Below are 15586 nucleotides of genomic sequence, written 5' to 3' on the forward strand. Positions count from 1 at the left end.
CGTGAACGACTTCAAGACCGTGGTCATGACCCCGCAGATCTACCGCTACGTGCGTGAACAGGCAGGTCAGCCGACCGCCGTGCAGGAGAAGCTGATCGCCCGCACCGCCGAGCTCGGCGACTCGGCGGAGATGCAGATCCCGCACGAGCAGGCGGTGCTGCTGTCCCTGCTGGTCAAGCTGACCGGCGCGCAGACCGTGGTCGAGGTCGGCACCTACACCGGGTACTCCACGCTGGCGTTCGCGCAGGCGCTTCCCGCGTCCGGCAAGGTCATCACCTGCGACGTGTCGACCGAGTGGACGGTCATCGCCGAGGAGGCGTGGCAGGCGGCGGGCGTGCGGGACAAGATCGAACTGCGGATCGGCCCGGCTGCCCAGACCCTGGCCGAGCTGCCCGAGGAGCCGGTGATCGACCTGGTGTTCATCGACGCGGACAAGGTCGGGTACGCGCACTACTGGGACCTGCTCGTGCCCCGCGTGCGGCAGGGTGGACTGCTGCTCGCCGACAACACGCTCTACTACGGCGAGGCGGCCGACGAGCAGCCGGAGGGCAACGCCGCCGCGATCGACGCCTTCAACAGGTTCGTGCGCACCGACTCGCGCGTCGAGTCGGTGCTGGTGCCGATCGCGGACGGCCTGACGATGGCCCGCAAGAAGTGAGGTCGCCGGGCGTGAGGTTGTGAGCATACCGACCGGTCGGTAGGGTGCACTCCAAGTCAAGCTTGGAGGCGTTCATGGCTCGTTGGGGTATCACGCTGCCGCTGATCGGTGTGCCGGTGCTGGAGCACCGCGCGCTGGTGTCCGAGCTCGCCGGGCTCGGCTACACGGACGTGTGGTCGGCCGAGACGACCGGCACCGACGCGTTCACGCCACTCGCCCTGGCCGCGCAGTGGTCGGACGAACTGCGGTTCGGCCCGGCGATCGCCCCCGTCTACACGCGCGGACCGGCGACCCTGGCGATGACCGCCGCGACGCTCGCCGAGGTGACCGGCGGGCGGTTCGTGCTGGGCATCGGCTCGTCCTCGCCCGCGATCGTGCAGCGCTGGAACGCGATCCCGTTCGAGGAGCCGTTCAAGCGCACCCGCGACACCCTGCGCTTCCTCAAGGCGGCGCTCGCGGGGGAGAAGGTCAGCGCCGACTACGACACGTTCTCCGTGAAGGGCTTCAAGCTGGAGCGTCCGCCGGCCGAGCGGGTGCCGATCATGCTCGCCGCGCTGCGCCCGAACATGCTGCGCCTCGCCGGACGCGAGGCCGACGGCGCCATCACGAACTGGCTCGCCGCCACCGACGTCGCCCAGGTGCGTTCTGAGTTGGGCGACGCCGAACTCGCGGCCCGGATCTTCGTCTGCCCGACCGAGGACGCCGACGCGGCGCGCGCGTTGGGCCGCATGCTGATCAGCACCTACCTGACCGTGCCCGCCTACGCGGCGTTCCACGACTGGCTCGGCCGCGGTGACGCGCTGCGCCCGATGCACGAGGCGTGGGCCGCGGGCGACCGCAAGGCCGCCTCGAAGGCCATCCCGGACGAGGTCGTCGACGCCCTGGTCGTGCACGGCTCGCTCGACCAGTGCCGCGACCGCGTGGCCGAGTACCAGGCCAACGGCGTCGACACCCCGATCATCGCGCTCCTCCCGACCGGCGGTGACCAGGTCGAACAGGTGCGCGCGCTGGCACCGAAGAGGTAACCGTGCCCAGCGCGACCGAGCAGAAGATCATCGACGCGGCCGTGCGGCTGTTCGCGTCGCAGGGCTACGACGCGACGTCGGTGCAGGAGATCGTCAACGCCGCCGGCATCACCAAAGGCGCGCTGTACCACTACTTCCGCGCCAAGGACGACCTGCTGTTCGAGATCTACCGGCTGCTGATCACGTCCCAGTCCGCCGACATGGACCGCATCATCGCCCTCGGCCTGCCCGCGGGCGAGACGGTCCGCGAGATCCTGGCGTCCCTCGTCGTCTCGACGGCCGAACGGGTCGACGAGACGGCGGTGTTCGTCCGCGAACTGCACAGGCTCGGCGAGGACCGGATGACCGAGTTCCGCGCCGAACGCCGCCGCTACCACGAGACGTTCCTCGCGGTCGTGGAGAAGGGCCAGGCGGACGGCGAGTTCAGCTCGCAGGTGCCCGCGGACACGGTCGTGCGGATCGCGCTGGGGGTGGTGAACCAGCTGCCCATGTGGTTCCGCCCGGACGGCCAGAAGACGCCGGCGCAACTGGCCTCCGAGATCGCCGACTTCGTGCTGGCCGGCCTGCGGTAACGACGGGCCGGGCTAGATCGACTTCCTGAACAAGGGGGTCACATGTCGCACCAGCCACCGGAGTACGGGCTCGCGCCACCGTTGCACGAGGTCCGCAAGGCTCCGAAGGGTCCGTGGATCGCGTTCCTGGTCGTCGCGTTCTTCGCGTTCGTCGCCGTGCTGGCGGCGCTCTACGGGGTGCAGTTGTTCGCCTCGGACCCGGAGGCCGCCGAACCGGAGGCGTCGCTCGTTCCGGTGTCGTCGCCCGCCGCGCCGGCCAAGCAGGTCGTCGTGTTCGAGGTGACCGGCACCGGCAAGGCGTTCACCGTCACCGCGACCGCCGGTTCCTCCGTGCAGACCGAGACGAACGTGACCCTCCCGTGGACGACCACGATCAGCGTGCCCGCCGACAAGGCGAAACCCGTGACGCTCACGGTGGTCGCCGGCGCGGACGGGGCCGAGGTGTACGGCAAGTACACGATCGAAGGCGTGGTCGTCCGCGACGGCAAGGCGTCCGGGCCTTACGGCGTCCTGACGATCACCGACTCCTGAGTGCTTCCAGCGCCTTGTCGGCGTGGGAGTTCATGGAGAACTCGCTCTTGATCACCTCGATGATCTCGCGTCCGGCGCCGATGACGAACGTGTGCCGCTTGACCGGCGTGATGCCGAACCGCCGCTTCACCCCGAACTCGGCGGCCACCGCGCCGTCGACGTCGGAGAGCAGCGGGTAGTCGAAGCCGTTCAGGTCGGCGAACTCCTTCTGCTTCGCCACGTCGTCCATCGAGATGCCGACGCGCTGTGCCCCGGCCTCGGCGAACTCCTTGGCCAGGTCGCGGAAGTGGCAGCTCTGCGCGGTGCAGCCGGCGGTCATGGCGGCGGGGTAGAAGAACAGCACGACAGGCCCGTTCTCCAGCAACGCCGACAGCGTGCGCGGGGTGCCGTCCTGGTCGGGCAGGGTGAAGTCGGGGGCGAGGTCGCCGGGCTTCATGGATCTCCAATACGCTCGGGCCGTGACCAGCATGTCCGACGTGGCCAAGGCCGCAGGGGTGTCCGCTGCGACGGTATCGCGCGCCCTGCGGGGAGAACCCGGCGTGTCGGAGGCGACGCGGCAGCACGTGAGCGAGATCGCGCGCCGGATGAAGTACGCGATCGCGCGCGACGCCTCCTCTTTGGCCGGTGGCCGCCGGTACGCGATCGCGGTGCTCACGGCCGAGGTCAGTCCCGTGCTCGCGGGCGCGGAGGGCGCGTTGCGGCAGGCCGGGTACGACGTGCTGCTGTACGTCCTCGGTGACGTGCCGGCCCGCGCGAAGTTCTTCGAGGAACTGCCGTTGGGACGCCGGGTGGACGGTGTGCTGCTGCTGTCGATGTCGTTGTCCGAAGGGGAACAGACGGCGCTGGAGTCGTTGGAGGTCCCGCACGTCGCGGTGGACGACACGGACCTGCGGCACGCGTTGCGGACCGCCGTGACGCACCTGCGCACGCTCGGCCACCGGGACGTCGCACTGGTGCTTTCGGACGGTGAGGACGAGTCGTACGACGAGATCCTGGCCGAGGCGGGGCTCACCGTTCGTCCGGAGTGGACGGTGTGGTGCTCGCCCACGGTGGACGGTGGCGAGCAGGTGGTCGACGTGCTGCTCGACGCCGAACGGCTGCCGACCGCGGTGATCAGCTCGAACGGCGCCGCGGCCGTGGGGATCTTCCTGCGCATGCAACGGGACGGGCGCGCGGTGCCGGACGAGGTGTCGATCGTGTCGCTGGACGGGCAGGAACTCACCCGCGTGGTCGGGCTGACCGCCGTCGAGGGCGCGGCGAAGGAGCAGGGTGAACGGGCCGTCGCCGACCTGTTCACGGTGATCAGGGGCGGCGAGATCGAACCGGCTGAGCACCCGCTGCGGCTGGTGGTCAGGAACTCGAGCGGGCCTGCGGCCTGAACTCGGGCTGACCGGGCGCGGCGGACCGTAGGGTGGGGCCATGCCCGCCGCAGAGCGCCTCACCGAACTGCCCGACCTGCCCACCACGCCCGGCTACGCGCACGCCGTGACGGTCACCGGCAAGCTCGCGTTCATCTCCGGTCAGGTCGCCGTCGACGCGGCGGGCTGCGTGGTCGGAGTGGACGACCTGGCGGCGCAGACCCGGCAGGCGCTGGGCAATCTTCATCACGTCCTGCGAGGTTTGGGCGCCGACTGGTCGGATGTCGTCAAGTTCACCTGGTTCGTGCTCGACGCGTCAGAGGTGCAGACCATTCGTGACGTCCGTGACGAAATCCTGCGGCCCGCGCTCGGAGAAGTGCGCAACCCGGCCAGCACGCTGGTTCAGGTGGCCGCGTTGTTCGGGCCCGATTTCCTGGTCGAGGTGGAGGCCGTCGCGGCCATTCCAGGCGACCCATCGGATGTCTAATGAAATGCATCTCTGCGTAGGTGTCTCGACCGGCCTGCACCCTTCGGGTGACCAGGGTCCATTTGCTCTGGTAATGCGGACCGGGGTGTGACATAGCTTGTAGTTGTGGAGCAGTTGGCGCGGCTGGCGGACGCTTGGGGCGTCGCCACTCGGTACGAGAACGCGGACCAGCAAGAGGTCACCGTCGACACCGAGGTTGTCGTCAAGGTGTTGGCGCAGTTCGGGGTCGACGCGTCCACTGAGGACGCGATCACCCGCGAACTCGCCCTCGTCGAGCAACGACGTGCAGAGCGAACGCTGCCTCCCACCATCGTGATCCGCGAGTACGAGACGTACGACCTGCGCGGGCCGGCGACGATCGAGCTGGAGAACGGCACCTCGTTCGCCGTCGAACGGCACGTGCCCGACTCGGTCCCGCTCGGCTGGCACCGCGTCGTCACCGCGGAGCAGACCGTCACGCTCGCCGTCGCGCCCCGCACGCTGCCGGACGTCCCGCACACGTGGGGCTGGATGCTCCAGCTCTACGCGGCCCGGTCGAACGACTCGTGGGGGATGGGCGACTTCGCCGACCTCGCCACGATCGCCCGCCGGTCCTCGCTGGAACTCGACGCCGGGGTCGTGCTGGTCAACCCCGTGCAGGCGCCCGCGCCGACGCACCCCGTCGAACGGTCGCCGTACTCGCCGACCAGCCGCCGCTTCGCGAACCCGCTGTACCTGCGCGTCACGGACACGGCCGAGTTCCTCCAGGCCTGCCCGCGCACCCGGCAGCTCATCCGCGACCTGCGCCCGCAGAACCAGGACCTGATCGACTACGACGCGATCTGGGAGGCGAAGCGAGAGGCGCTGGAGCTGCTCTTCCCCGGTGGCGACGTCGAGATGGACGCCGAGCTGGAGAAGTTCGCCACCTACTGCGCGTTCGCCGAGCTGCACGGTGCGGACTGGCGCGAGTGGCCGGAGGACCGCGGCGAGGCGCCGAAGGACCGCGTCGGGTTCTACGCGTGGCTTCAGCACCTGTGCACCCGGCAGCTGCAGGACGTCCGGCTGGCCGCGCACGAGGCGGGCATGGCCATCGGGGTCATCCACGACCTCCCGGTGGGGGTCGCTCCCGGTGGCGCGGACACGTTCGCCGACCCCGAGGCGTTCGCCATCGACGTGACGGTCGGCGCGCCGCCGGACGCGTTCAGCGCGGACGGTCAGGGGTGGGGCCTGCCGCCGTGGCGGCCCGACAAGCTCGCCGAGACCGGCTACCGGCCGTTCCGGCAGGTGCTGCGCAGCGTGCTGCGACACGCGGACGGCATCCGCATCGACCACGTCGCCGGCCTGTGGCGGTTGTGGTGGATCCCGCCGGGCGAGCCGCCGTCGCGCGGCACGTACGTCTACTACGACTCCGACGCCATGCTCGGCGTGCTCGCGCTCGAGGCGTACCGGGCCGGTGCCGTCGTGGTGGGCGAGGACCTCGGCACGGTCGAGCCCGTCGTCACGAAGACGTTGCAGGAGAACGGCATGCTCACCAGCGCCGTCCTCTACTTCCAGCGCGACTACTACGCCGAGGGCCACCCGCTGATCCCGCCGTCGCAGTGGAATCCCAACCAGATGGCGAGCATCTCCACCCACGACCTCCCGACCGCGGCGACGTTCTTCGCGGGTCCGGACGGGCCCGACTTCGACGAGCTCATGCGCCAGGAGGGCGTCAAGACCGCCGACCGGGTCGAGGGCGCGCACGAACTGCTCGCGCAGGCACCCTGCGCGTTGGTCCTGACTTCACCTCAGGACGCTCTGCGGGAAACCCGGCAGCCGAACGTCCCGGGCACGATCGACGAGCACCCGAACTGGAGAATTCCCCTGCCGGTCGCGTTGGATGATTTTTTCCCACGAGTCCGGGAGATCACGCGCCCCCTGCGCAACCGCGAAAGATGAAACTTTTGCGTAACGGCAGGTCATAGACCCGCGGAGTATTGTTAGGCCGTCACCCGACGGCGGAAAGACTTTTGGAGGTGGCGTACCCGATGAGCTCAGCTGTGAGCACGCGGAATCCGACCGGCGTGCTGGAACTGGCAGTCGAGCAGGTCCTGGCCTCGGTGCGGCCGACCGCGCTCGGCGACCCGGTGGCCGGGGCACAGCGCGCGGAGGAATCGCTGCGTGACGCGCTGCGGGACGCAGGTCCCGTGGAGGACAACATCGCCTTGCAGCATGCGCTGGCGTGCGCGGAGGCTGCTTGTGAACACCTGAAGTACGCGGAGATCCAGGAAGCACGCACGCTGCTCACGGCCGCACGTGGACAGCTCGTCCTGGCGCACGAAGGAGTGTGACCACGTCCCGTGGTCGCCGGTCGGTGACGGTCACACGATCGAGTCAAGCCTCGCGCACTCCCGTGAGAACCTGCCGTCAGCGGCCCGGAATTGTCGGTGCTCGCTCGTAGGGTTCGGAGTGTGATCGTCCACCAGCCCCTGCGGCGCGCACCGGACCTGGCTCGGGCGCGGGCTCTGCCCGCGCTCCGCGAAGCCGCGTGCCGTGCCGCCGAGCCCCCGCGCCGTCGCCGCGGGCCGTGTCGAATCCGGCCTTCGCCTGCCGGCGTACAAGTCGCTCTGGCTGGGTAGTTCTGTGGGCGTGACCGACCCGCGCCCTCCCGACGTCCGGACCAGAAGAAGACCTCTCAGATCAGACCGCCTGCCGCAACAGCGTCATGCCACGATGTTCCGGCACGGACAAGGTCTTTCGCAGCCCGCCGCTTGTGACGAGGAGCATCGTGCGACCCTGGCCTGGTAGGCCCTACCCGCTTGGCGCCGGATACGACGGCGTGGGCACCAACTTCGCCCTGTTCTCGGAGGTCGCGGAGTTCGTCGAGCTCTGCCTCTTCGACGAGGACGGCACGGAGACCCGCGTGCGGCTCCCGGAGGTCGACGGCTTCGTCCACCACGGCTACCTGCTGGGCATCGGCCCCGGCCAGCGCTACGGCTACCGGGTGCACGGCCCGCACGACCCGGCGCGGGGCCTGCGGTGCAACCCCAACAAGCTGCTGATCGACCCGTACGCCAAGGCCATCTCCAACGGCCTGTCGTGGGACGAGTCGCTGTACGGGTACAAGTTCGGGTCGCCGGAGGAGCGCAACGACGACGACTCGGCGCCGCACGTGCCGAAGTCCGTGGTGGTGAACCCGTTCTTCGACTGGACGAACGACAGGCTGCCCAGGACGCCGTACAACGAGAGCGTCATCTACGAGGCGCACGTGCGCGGCCTCACGATCGACCACCCGGAGATCCCGCCGCGGCTGCGGGGCACCTACGCGGGCCTCGCGCACCCGGTGATGATCGACCACCTGATCAAGCTGGGCGTCACGGCCGTCGAGCTGATGCCGGTGCACCAGTTCGTCAGCGACCACACGCTGGCCGAGCGCAGGCTCAGCAACTACTGGGGCTACAACACGATCGGGTTCTTCGCACCGCACGACGGCTACGCGGCGCTGCCGCTCAACCAGGTGCAGGAGTTCAAGGGCATGGTCAGGGCCATGCACCAGGCGGGCATCGAGGTCATCCTCGACGTCGTCTACAACCACACGGCGGAGGGCAACCACCTCGGGCCCACGTTGTCGATGCGCGGCATCGACAACGAGTCGTACTACCGTCTGGAAGACGAGGACCCGCAGTACTACACGGACTACACGGGCACGGGCAACTCGCTGAACGTGCGCTCGCCGCACACGTTGCAGCTCATCATGGACTCGCTGCGGTACTGGGTCACGGAGATGCACGTCGACGGGTTCCGGTTCGACCTCGCGGCCACGCTCGCGCGCGAGTTCTACGACGTGGACCGGCTGGCGACGTTCTTCGAGGTCGTGCAGCAGGACCCGGTGGTGTCGCAGGTGAAGCTGATCGCCGAGCCGTGGGACGTCGGTCCCGGTGGCTACCAGGTCGGCAACTTCCCTCCACTGTGGACGGAGTGGAACGGCAAGTTCCGCGACACGGTCCGCGACTTCTGGCGCGGTGAGCCGGCGACGCTCGGCGAGTTCGCGTCGCGCATCACCGGCAGCAGCGACCTCTACCAGGACGACGGGCGTCGGCCGTACGCGTCGATCAACTTCGTGACGGCGCACGATGGCTTCACGCTCAACGACCTGGTGTCGTACAACGAGAAGCACAACGAGGCGAACGGCGAGGACAACCAGGACGGCGAGAGCCACAACAGGTCCTGGAACTGCGGTGTCGAGGGGCCGACGGACGACGAGGAGATCCTCACCCTGCGCCGGCGGCAGCGGCGCAACCTGATGGCGACGACGCTGCTCGCCCAGGGCGTGCCGATGATCGTGAACGGCGACGAGTTCGGCCGCACGCAGAACGGCAACAACAACGCGTACTGCCAGGACAACGAGGTCTCCTGGGTCGACTGGTCGCTGCTGGAGGCCAACGCCGAGCTGATGGAGTTCTCCTCCGCGGTGGCGGCGTTCCGCAAGGCGCACCCGGTGTTCCGGCGCCGCAGGTTCTTCGCGGGCAGGCCGATCCGCAAGGGCGACGAGCTGCGCGACATCGCGTGGTTCACGCCCGCCGGCGAGGAGATGACCGAGCAGAACTGGGAGGACGACCTGGGCAAGTGCATCGTCGTCTTCCTCAACGGCGAGGGCATCCCCGACCTCGACTCGCGCGGTATGCGGGTCACCGACGACTCGTTCCTCATGGCGTTCAACGCGCACTACGAGGACATCCAGGTGACGCTGCCCGAGCCCGAGTACGGTCCTGAGTGGAGGGTCGTCGTGGACACCACGACCGGCATGGTGGGCAACGGTGAGAAGCCGATCGCCGCGCACGGGCAGCTGACGCTGACGGCCCGCTCGCTCGTCGTGCTGCAGCGGGTGGGCTGATGGCCGCGCCGTCCTCGACGTACCGCGTCCAGCTCACCCCGTCGTTCACGTTCGCCGACGCCGCCGCCGTCGCCGACTACCTGGCCCGGCTGGGCGTCGGCGCGCTGTACGCGTCGCCGATGCTCGACGCGCGGGAAGGCTCGACGCACGGCTACGACGTCACCGATCCGACGCTCGCCCGGCCCGAACTGGGCGGGGACACCGCGCGCGTCGCGTTGCAGGAGCGGTTGGCGGCACTCGACCTCGGCCTGGTCGTCGACATCGTGCCGAACCACATGGTCGTGCCGAACCCGTGGTGGGAGGACGTGCTCGAACACGGGCAGGAGTCGAAGTACGCGAAGTACTTCGACATCGACTGGTCGTCGGGCAAGGTCCTGCTGCCGGTGCTCGGCGAGGGGGCCGAGGACGAGGTCCACGAGCACTACCTCAAGACCGACTGGCGGCGCGGCAACGGCGAGCTGAACTACCGCCGGTTCTTCGACATCACCGAGCTGGCGGCGATCCGCGTCGAGGACCCGGAGGTGTTCGAGGCGACGCACCGCGCGGTGCTGTCGTGGGGCGTCACGGGGTTGCGCGTCGACCACCCGGACGGCCTGGCCGATCCCGGTGGGTACTTCCGGCGACTGCGCGAGCACTTCGACGGCTGGCTGGTCGTGGAGAAGATCCTCGGGCCGGACGAGACGCTGCCGCAGAGCTGGCCGGTGGACGGCACGACGGGCTACGACGCGTTGCGCGAGATCTGCGGCGTGTTCATCCCGCTGACGGACGCGTTCGCCGGCAACTTCCACGAGGTCGAGCACGCGTCGCGGCAGCAGGTCGCGGACTCGATCCTGGTGGCCGAGGTGCGCCGGATCGCCCGGCTGGTGCAGGGGGTCGAGTTCTCCGACGCCTGCCAGGCCGTCGCCGAGGTCATGGTCAACTTCCCGGTGTACCGGTCGTACCTGCCGGAGGGGCTCCAGCACTGGGAGACCGCGGTCAGGCTGTCGAGGTCGCCGGCCGTGCGCTCGTTGGACGAGCAGGTGCGCGCCGATCCGCACGGCGAGCTCGCGACGAGGATCCAGCAGACCTCGGGCATGGTCGTCGCGAAGGGCACCGAGGACACCGCGTTCTACCGCTACACGAACTTCGTGGCGTTGAACGAGGTCGGCGGCTCGCCGGACCGCTTCGGGATCTCCACGGCCGAGTTCCACGAGCGCGCCGCCCGGCGTGAGGCCGCGGAACCGCAGGCCATGACGGCGTTGTCGACGCACGACACGAAGCGGTCGGAGGACGTGCGCGCCCGGCTGGCCGTGCTCGCCGAGATCCCGGACGCCTACCTGGCGTTCGAGGCGGCGATGACGGGCAAGTACGGCATCTCCGAACCGACGCTGAACCGCCTGGCGTGGCAGTCGGTCGTCGGCGCGTGGCCGCTCACCGAGCAGCGTCTCGGCCAGTACCTGGAGAAGGCGTCCAGGGAAGCCAAGATCAAGACGTCGTGGGTCGACCGCAACGCCGAGTTCGACGCCGAGGTGGCCGCGTGGCCCGCGAAGGCGTTGAACGAGCCCGAAGTGGCCGCCTTCGCGGAACGGCTCAAGGAACCCGGCTGGGTGAACTCGCTGGGGCAGAAGCTGGTCCAGCTCACCGCGCCGGGCGTGCCGGACGTGTACCAGGGCACCGAGCTGTGGGACTACTCGCTGGTCGACCCGGACAACCGCAGGCCGGTCGACTACGAGGTGCGCCGGGAGTTGCTGGCGCGCATCGAATCCGGCTGGCTGCCCGAGGTCGACGACTCGGGCGCGGCGAAGCTCCTGGTGGTGCACAAGGCTTTGCAGGTGCGCAAGCGCGGCCTGCACGGGTACCGGCCGTTGCGCGCCGAGGGCCCGGCCGCGGAGCACGTGCTGGCGTTCGAACGCTCCGGCGTGATCACGGTCGCGACGCGACTGCCCGTCGGACTGGAGCAGAAGGGGTGGCAGGACACGGTTCTGCCGTTGCCGGGTGCGAAGTGGACGGACGTGCTCACCGGGCGTCCGGCGGCGGAGGACCTGGCCTCGTTGCTCGACACCTATCCGGTAGCGCTGCTGGTGCAGGGGGATCAGTGAGCTTCTCCGTCTGGGCGCCGACGCCCGAGTCGGTGCACGTGCGGGTCGACGGCGTCGACCACGAGATGAAGCGCGACGGCGACTGGTGGCATTCTGCTGCCGAGGGCACCGACTACGCGTTCGTCATCGAGGGCGAGGCGTACCCGGACCCGAGGTCGCTGTGGCAGCCGAACGGGGTGCACGAGGCGTCCCGGGTGTACCGCCACGACCACGTGTGGGGTGACGCGGGCTGGACCGGCAGGGCGTTGCCCGGTGGCGTGCTCTACGAGCTGCACATCGGCACGTTCACGCCGGAGGGCACGTTCGACGCGGCCATCGGCAAGCTCGACCACCTGGTCGACCTCGGCATCACGTTCGTCGAGGTCATGCCGGTCAACAGCTTCGACGGCGTCGAGGGCTGGGGTTACGACGGGGTGCTGTGGGGTGCGGTCCATGACCCCTACGGGGGGCCGGACGGCTTCAAGCGGTTCGTCGACGCCTGCCACGCCCGCGGCCTGGCCGTGCTGCTCGACGTGGTCTACAACCACCTCGGGCCGTCCGGCGCGTACCTCGACCGGTTCGGGCCGTACTTCGCGGGCCGCAACGACTGGGGCCCCGGCCTCAACCTCGACGGCCCCGGCTCGGACGAGGTCCGCCGGTACGTGCTCGACAACGCCCTGCAGTGGCTGCGCGACTTCCACGTCGACGGCCTGCGCCTGGACGCCGTGCACGCGCTCGCGGACAGCAGGGCGAGGCACGTCCTCGAGGAGCTGTCGATCGAGGTGGACGCGCTCTCCGCGTCCGTCGGCCGCCCGCTCACCCTGATCGCCGAGTCGGACCTGAACGACGCGAAGCTCGTGACGGCCCGCGAAGGCGGTGGCTACGGCCTGCACGCGCAGTGGTCGGACGACCTGCACCACTGCCTGCACGTGGCTCTGACCGGTGAAACTTTCGGCTACTACGCGGACTTCGCGGCGCCCGGAGCGTTGCGCAACACGCTGGAGAAGGTGTTCTTCCACGCCGGCACCTGGTCGTCGTTCCGGGAGAAGCACCACGGCAAGCCCGTGGACACGGCCCTGATCCCCGGCCACCGGTTCCTCGCGTACACGCAGAACCACGACCAGATCGGCAACCGCGCGACCGGCGACCGCCTGCCCGCGACCGTGTCGGTCGGCAAGCTGCTGTGCGGGGCCGCCATCGTCCTCACCTCGCCGTACACGCCCATGATCTTCATGGGGGAGGAGTGGGCGGCGTCCACGCCGTGGCAGTTCTTCGCGTCGTTCCCGGACCCAGGGCTCGCCGAGGCCGTCCGCACGGGCAGGCGCCGAGAGTTCGCCCGGCACGGCTGGGGCGAGTCCGACGTGCCCGACCCGATGTCACCCCAGACCGTCGAAAATTCGCGGCTGCGCTGGTCCGAGGTACGTGAGGGTGACCACGGGCACGTCCTGGAGACGTACAAAGCCCTGATCGCGTTGCGGCGCTCCCGCCCGGAGCTCGCCGACCCGCGGCTCGACACGTTCGTGGTGGAGCAGGACGGGGAGTGCCTGGTGCTGCACCGCGGGACGACCCGCGTGGTGGTGAACCTCGGCACGACCCCCGTCCCGCTGCCTCAGGGAGACGTGCTGCTGACCTCCTCGGCCAACCCGTCGTCGCTCTCACCGGATTCGTTCGCGGTGGTCGCGTCGACGTGATCCCACAGCATCTGGTCGGCCAGATCCACTGTCCGCCCGAGGTGCGCGTGCACGAACGCCGTGACCAGCCGGTCCGCGGCGACGTGCAGCTTGATGTTGTGGTGCTGCGATATGTGCACCAGCAGTTGGAACGCCTGCTGGGGTGTGCAGGGCTTGCGCGCGGCGATCAGGCCTGTGGCCTGCCCGATGACGGTCCGGGACACCAGGGCCTTGCGCAGCCCCGTCACCTCGGCCTCTAGGGCGGTGATTCTCGCGGACGACACCGCCGGCTCCTCTCACGTCGTCACGGTCACAGCGGCATGCCGGTGTGACGACGAGCTCTGGAGCTGCATTGCGAAGGGCGGGCACACCCAGGGCAAGCCGTCACATCGGCTTGCGGCTGGGTTCTCAACCGCGAGTGATCACCTTATCAAGGGTTTGGGACGGGGCTCGCCGGGTAACCGAGTTGCATGGGTGCCGATGAGAAGTTCGAGAACAAGGCGGAAGAGCTCAAGGGCCGCGCGAAGGAAGCCGTCGGCGACGCCACCGGGAACGAGCAGTGGCAGGCCGAGGGGCGTGCCGAGCGTGCCAAGGGGGCTCTCAAGCAGGCCGGCGAGAAGGTCAAGGACGCCTTCAAGTCCGGCAAGTGACGTTTGGTTGGTACCGCCCGGCGCTCCCCTTCGGGGAGGCCGGGCGGTTTTGCGTTCCAGCGGGGTTGGGTTGTGCTGGGGGCCGTCGCCAGTGCGGTGGTCGTGCAGACCTGGACGGGACGGGTCGTTTCATCGCCGCTTCGCGTCGATAGGGATTGGGGCTTGACTTCGGGGCCCTTGCGAGGCGCTGGTCGGACCGGAAAGGCCGGGCTGAAAAGCGCCCGGCCGAGCCACGAGTGGTAGCACCTCGCACCCAAAGTCAAGCCCCAATCCCACGCGTACGTGGCTGGGTTGCGTTGGTACGTCACCGATACCGCTTACTCGGAGCTGAGAAGAGGGACGCCTCGCCTTCGGCATTGCCGTTGGGTCTTGGGTGGCTCGGCTGCGCCATCGCGATGCTTGCGCTCGGTGGCTCCGCGTTCTACCACCTCGCCCAATTCGCTGCGTTCTGCTGCCCTGCCTGAACCGCTGCGCTCCGTCGGTTCGGTGGGCTGCTTCGCTCAGCGCTGCCGGTGGTGCTGAAGTGGTCCCGAAACGGGACAACCCCCGGACGACTCCTGCGCTAGCAGGCCGAGCGGGACCAGCGCTCGAAGTCCGGGGGTCGGGTGGCTGCCTTGGATTACGACTAGGCGTCACCAAAGGCGGTCCTAGCGGACAGCCACCTCACGAGTCCTGTAGCTATACAACTTTGGACCACCTCCTCTCTTGTGTACTGCGAACCTATGCCTGGGTCGGGCGGACGTGCAACGGACTTTTCTCACGCCACGCGGGGGGCTCGAGTCGCGTAGAATCCGCAGGCATGGTGCGCATCCCCCTGACGTCGCTCGAACGGGAGCGCGGTAGGCGGCTCGGTCAGTTGCTGCGCGATGCTCGCGGCGAGGAGAGCATGGTCGAGATCGCGGCTCGGGCCGGGTTGTCGGCGGAGACCGTGCGCAAGATCGAGACCGGGCGGGCTCCCACTCCCTCGTTCTTCACCATTGCCGCGCTCGCCGGCGCGTTGGGGATCTCGCTCGATTCCATCAACGAACTGCTGGCGCCGCAGAGTCGGTCGGCCTAGTTCGCTCGATCGTTGGGTTCATTACTCGGACGAGTTACCACTAAAGTCGGAGATGTCCGGCAGTTCCCGGAACGATCCTTGACTTGTCTTCGCGACCCGTGTTGCCGTGGTGGGGCGAGATTCGCTCTTCTCGAAGCAGGGGGAATTGTGAAATTCATTTCAAGTGTCATTGCCGCGTTCCTGGCGTTCGCGCTGGTCGGTGCTCCCGCCGCGTCCGCGACCGCAGAAGCGCAGATCAGCAGGGGTGAGATGCTGAAGCGGGCAGCCGTGTGGATGACCGCGAACAACGGCAAGCAGGTTCCGTACAGCATGTCGAAGTACTGGAAGGACGGGTACCGGCAGGATTGTTCGGGTTATGTTTCGATGGCCGCGAACCTGGGTAACGGAAATCCCAAGGGCGGTCCGAACACCGTTGCTCTCGCGACCAGCAAGTACACGACGGCCATCAAGATCGCGGACATGAAGCCGGGTGATCTGTTCATCGATCCGGTCGATGAACCCGGTAACGACTTCCGGCATGTTGTGATCTTCGAAAAGTGGGACAAGCCCAACCAGTCGTACTGGGCCTATGAGCAGCGCGGTAGCCACGGCACGGACCACCGCGTGCTCACCTACGGGCTGAAGGACAAGAAGTACAAGCCGTACCGGTTGAAGAACGTCACCGGCTGA

16 protein-coding genes are annotated in these 15586 nt (G+C 68.8%); 14 read left to right on the plus strand and 2 right to left on the minus strand.

Going from position 1 to position 15586, the window contains the following annotated elements; all coding sequences use genetic code 11:
• The first annotated feature begins 1 nt into the window (after position 1).
• The 4 genes from JNUCC0626_RS00665 (at position 2) to JNUCC0626_RS00680 (ending at position 2786) form a co-directional block, all read left to right on the plus strand.
• Positions 2–658, plus strand: a complete 657-nt coding sequence (locus tag JNUCC0626_RS00665; protein WP_394617645.1) for an O-methyltransferase — start codon at positions 2–4, stop codon at positions 656–658.
• Between the two features lie 74 nt (positions 659–732).
• The gene (locus JNUCC0626_RS00670; RefSeq protein ID WP_394617646.1) at positions 733–1683 is read left to right on the plus strand and encodes an LLM class F420-dependent oxidoreductase; all 951 of its coding nucleotides are present in this window, start codon (positions 733–735) and stop codon (positions 1681–1683) included.
• A gap of 2 nt (positions 1684–1685) precedes the next feature.
• Entirely contained in the window at positions 1686–2255 is a 570-nt protein-coding gene (locus JNUCC0626_RS00675) for a TetR/AcrR family transcriptional regulator (RefSeq protein ID WP_394617647.1), read from the plus strand.
• Positions 2256–2297: 42 nt separating this feature from the next.
• Positions 2298–2786, plus strand: coding sequence for an MmpS family transport accessory protein (locus JNUCC0626_RS00680; RefSeq protein WP_394617648.1), 489 nt, complete (start codon positions 2298–2300; stop codon positions 2784–2786).
• Here JNUCC0626_RS00680 and JNUCC0626_RS00685 read toward each other — a convergent pair.
• Entirely contained in the window at positions 2773–3222 is a 450-nt protein-coding gene (locus JNUCC0626_RS00685; RefSeq protein WP_394617649.1) for a peroxiredoxin, read from the minus strand. The two genes, JNUCC0626_RS00680 and JNUCC0626_RS00685, sit on opposite strands and share 14 nt — an antisense overlap.
• Before the next feature lie 31 nt (positions 3223–3253).
• On the opposite strand from JNUCC0626_RS00685, the gene JNUCC0626_RS00690 reads away from it, so the two are divergent.
• From JNUCC0626_RS00690 to treZ, 7 genes are all read left to right on the plus strand, one after another.
• A complete protein-coding gene (locus tag JNUCC0626_RS00690) occupies positions 3254–4165 on the plus strand; it encodes a LacI family DNA-binding transcriptional regulator (RefSeq protein ID WP_394621943.1) in 912 nt (303 codons plus the stop codon).
• Between the two features lie 40 nt (positions 4166–4205).
• Complete coding sequence (locus JNUCC0626_RS00695) at positions 4206–4631, plus strand: RidA family protein (protein WP_394617650.1); 426 nt, start codon at positions 4206–4208, stop codon at positions 4629–4631.
• Between the two features lie 105 nt (positions 4632–4736).
• Complete coding sequence (locus JNUCC0626_RS00700) at positions 4737–6548, plus strand: 4-alpha-glucanotransferase (protein ID WP_394617651.1); 1812 nt, start codon at positions 4737–4739, stop codon at positions 6546–6548.
• 89 nt (positions 6549–6637) lie between these two features.
• Positions 6638–6940: a hypothetical protein gene (locus JNUCC0626_RS00705; RefSeq protein ID WP_394617652.1), complete on the plus strand. Its 303-nt coding sequence runs from the start codon at positions 6638–6640 to the stop codon at positions 6938–6940.
• 437 nt (positions 6941–7377) lie between these two features.
• Entirely contained in the window at positions 7378–9483 is a 2106-nt protein-coding gene (glgX, locus tag JNUCC0626_RS00710) for a glycogen debranching protein GlgX (protein WP_394617653.1), read from the plus strand.
• Positions 9483–11561: a malto-oligosyltrehalose synthase gene (treY, locus tag JNUCC0626_RS00715; protein WP_394617654.1), complete on the plus strand. Its 2079-nt coding sequence runs from the start codon at positions 9483–9485 to the stop codon at positions 11559–11561. Before glgX ends, treY begins: the two co-directional genes overlap by 1 nt.
• Positions 11558–13231, plus strand: a complete 1674-nt coding sequence (gene treZ, locus JNUCC0626_RS00720) for a malto-oligosyltrehalose trehalohydrolase (protein WP_394617655.1) — start codon at positions 11558–11560, stop codon at positions 13229–13231. The genes treY and treZ overlap by 4 nt, the downstream gene beginning before the upstream one ends.
• On the opposite strand, the gene JNUCC0626_RS00725 is transcribed toward treZ, so the two are convergent.
• A complete protein-coding gene (locus JNUCC0626_RS00725; RefSeq protein ID WP_394617656.1) occupies positions 13150–13494 on the minus strand; it encodes an ANTAR domain-containing protein in 345 nt (114 codons plus the stop codon). The two genes, treZ and JNUCC0626_RS00725, sit on opposite strands and share 82 nt — an antisense overlap.
• A gap of 186 nt (positions 13495–13680) precedes the next feature.
• Here JNUCC0626_RS00725 and JNUCC0626_RS00730 point away from each other — a divergent pair, with 186 nt between their 5' ends.
• The 3 genes from JNUCC0626_RS00730 (at position 13681) to JNUCC0626_RS00740 (ending at position 15586) form a co-directional block, all read left to right on the plus strand.
• The gene (locus JNUCC0626_RS00730; protein WP_285630607.1) at positions 13681–13860 is read left to right on the plus strand and encodes a CsbD family protein; all 180 of its coding nucleotides are present in this window, start codon (positions 13681–13683) and stop codon (positions 13858–13860) included.
• Between the two features lie 799 nt (positions 13861–14659).
• Positions 14660–14917, plus strand: coding sequence for a helix-turn-helix domain-containing protein (locus tag JNUCC0626_RS00735; RefSeq protein WP_285630610.1), 258 nt, complete (start codon positions 14660–14662; stop codon positions 14915–14917).
• Between the two features lie 147 nt (positions 14918–15064).
• Complete coding sequence (locus tag JNUCC0626_RS00740) at positions 15065–15586, plus strand: hypothetical protein (RefSeq protein WP_394617657.1); 522 nt, start codon at positions 15065–15067, stop codon at positions 15584–15586.

The organism is Lentzea sp. JNUCC 0626, from assembly GCF_043632865.1.
In the GTDB taxonomy this organism is placed as follows: Bacteria; Actinomycetota; Actinomycetes; order Mycobacteriales; family Pseudonocardiaceae; genus Lentzea.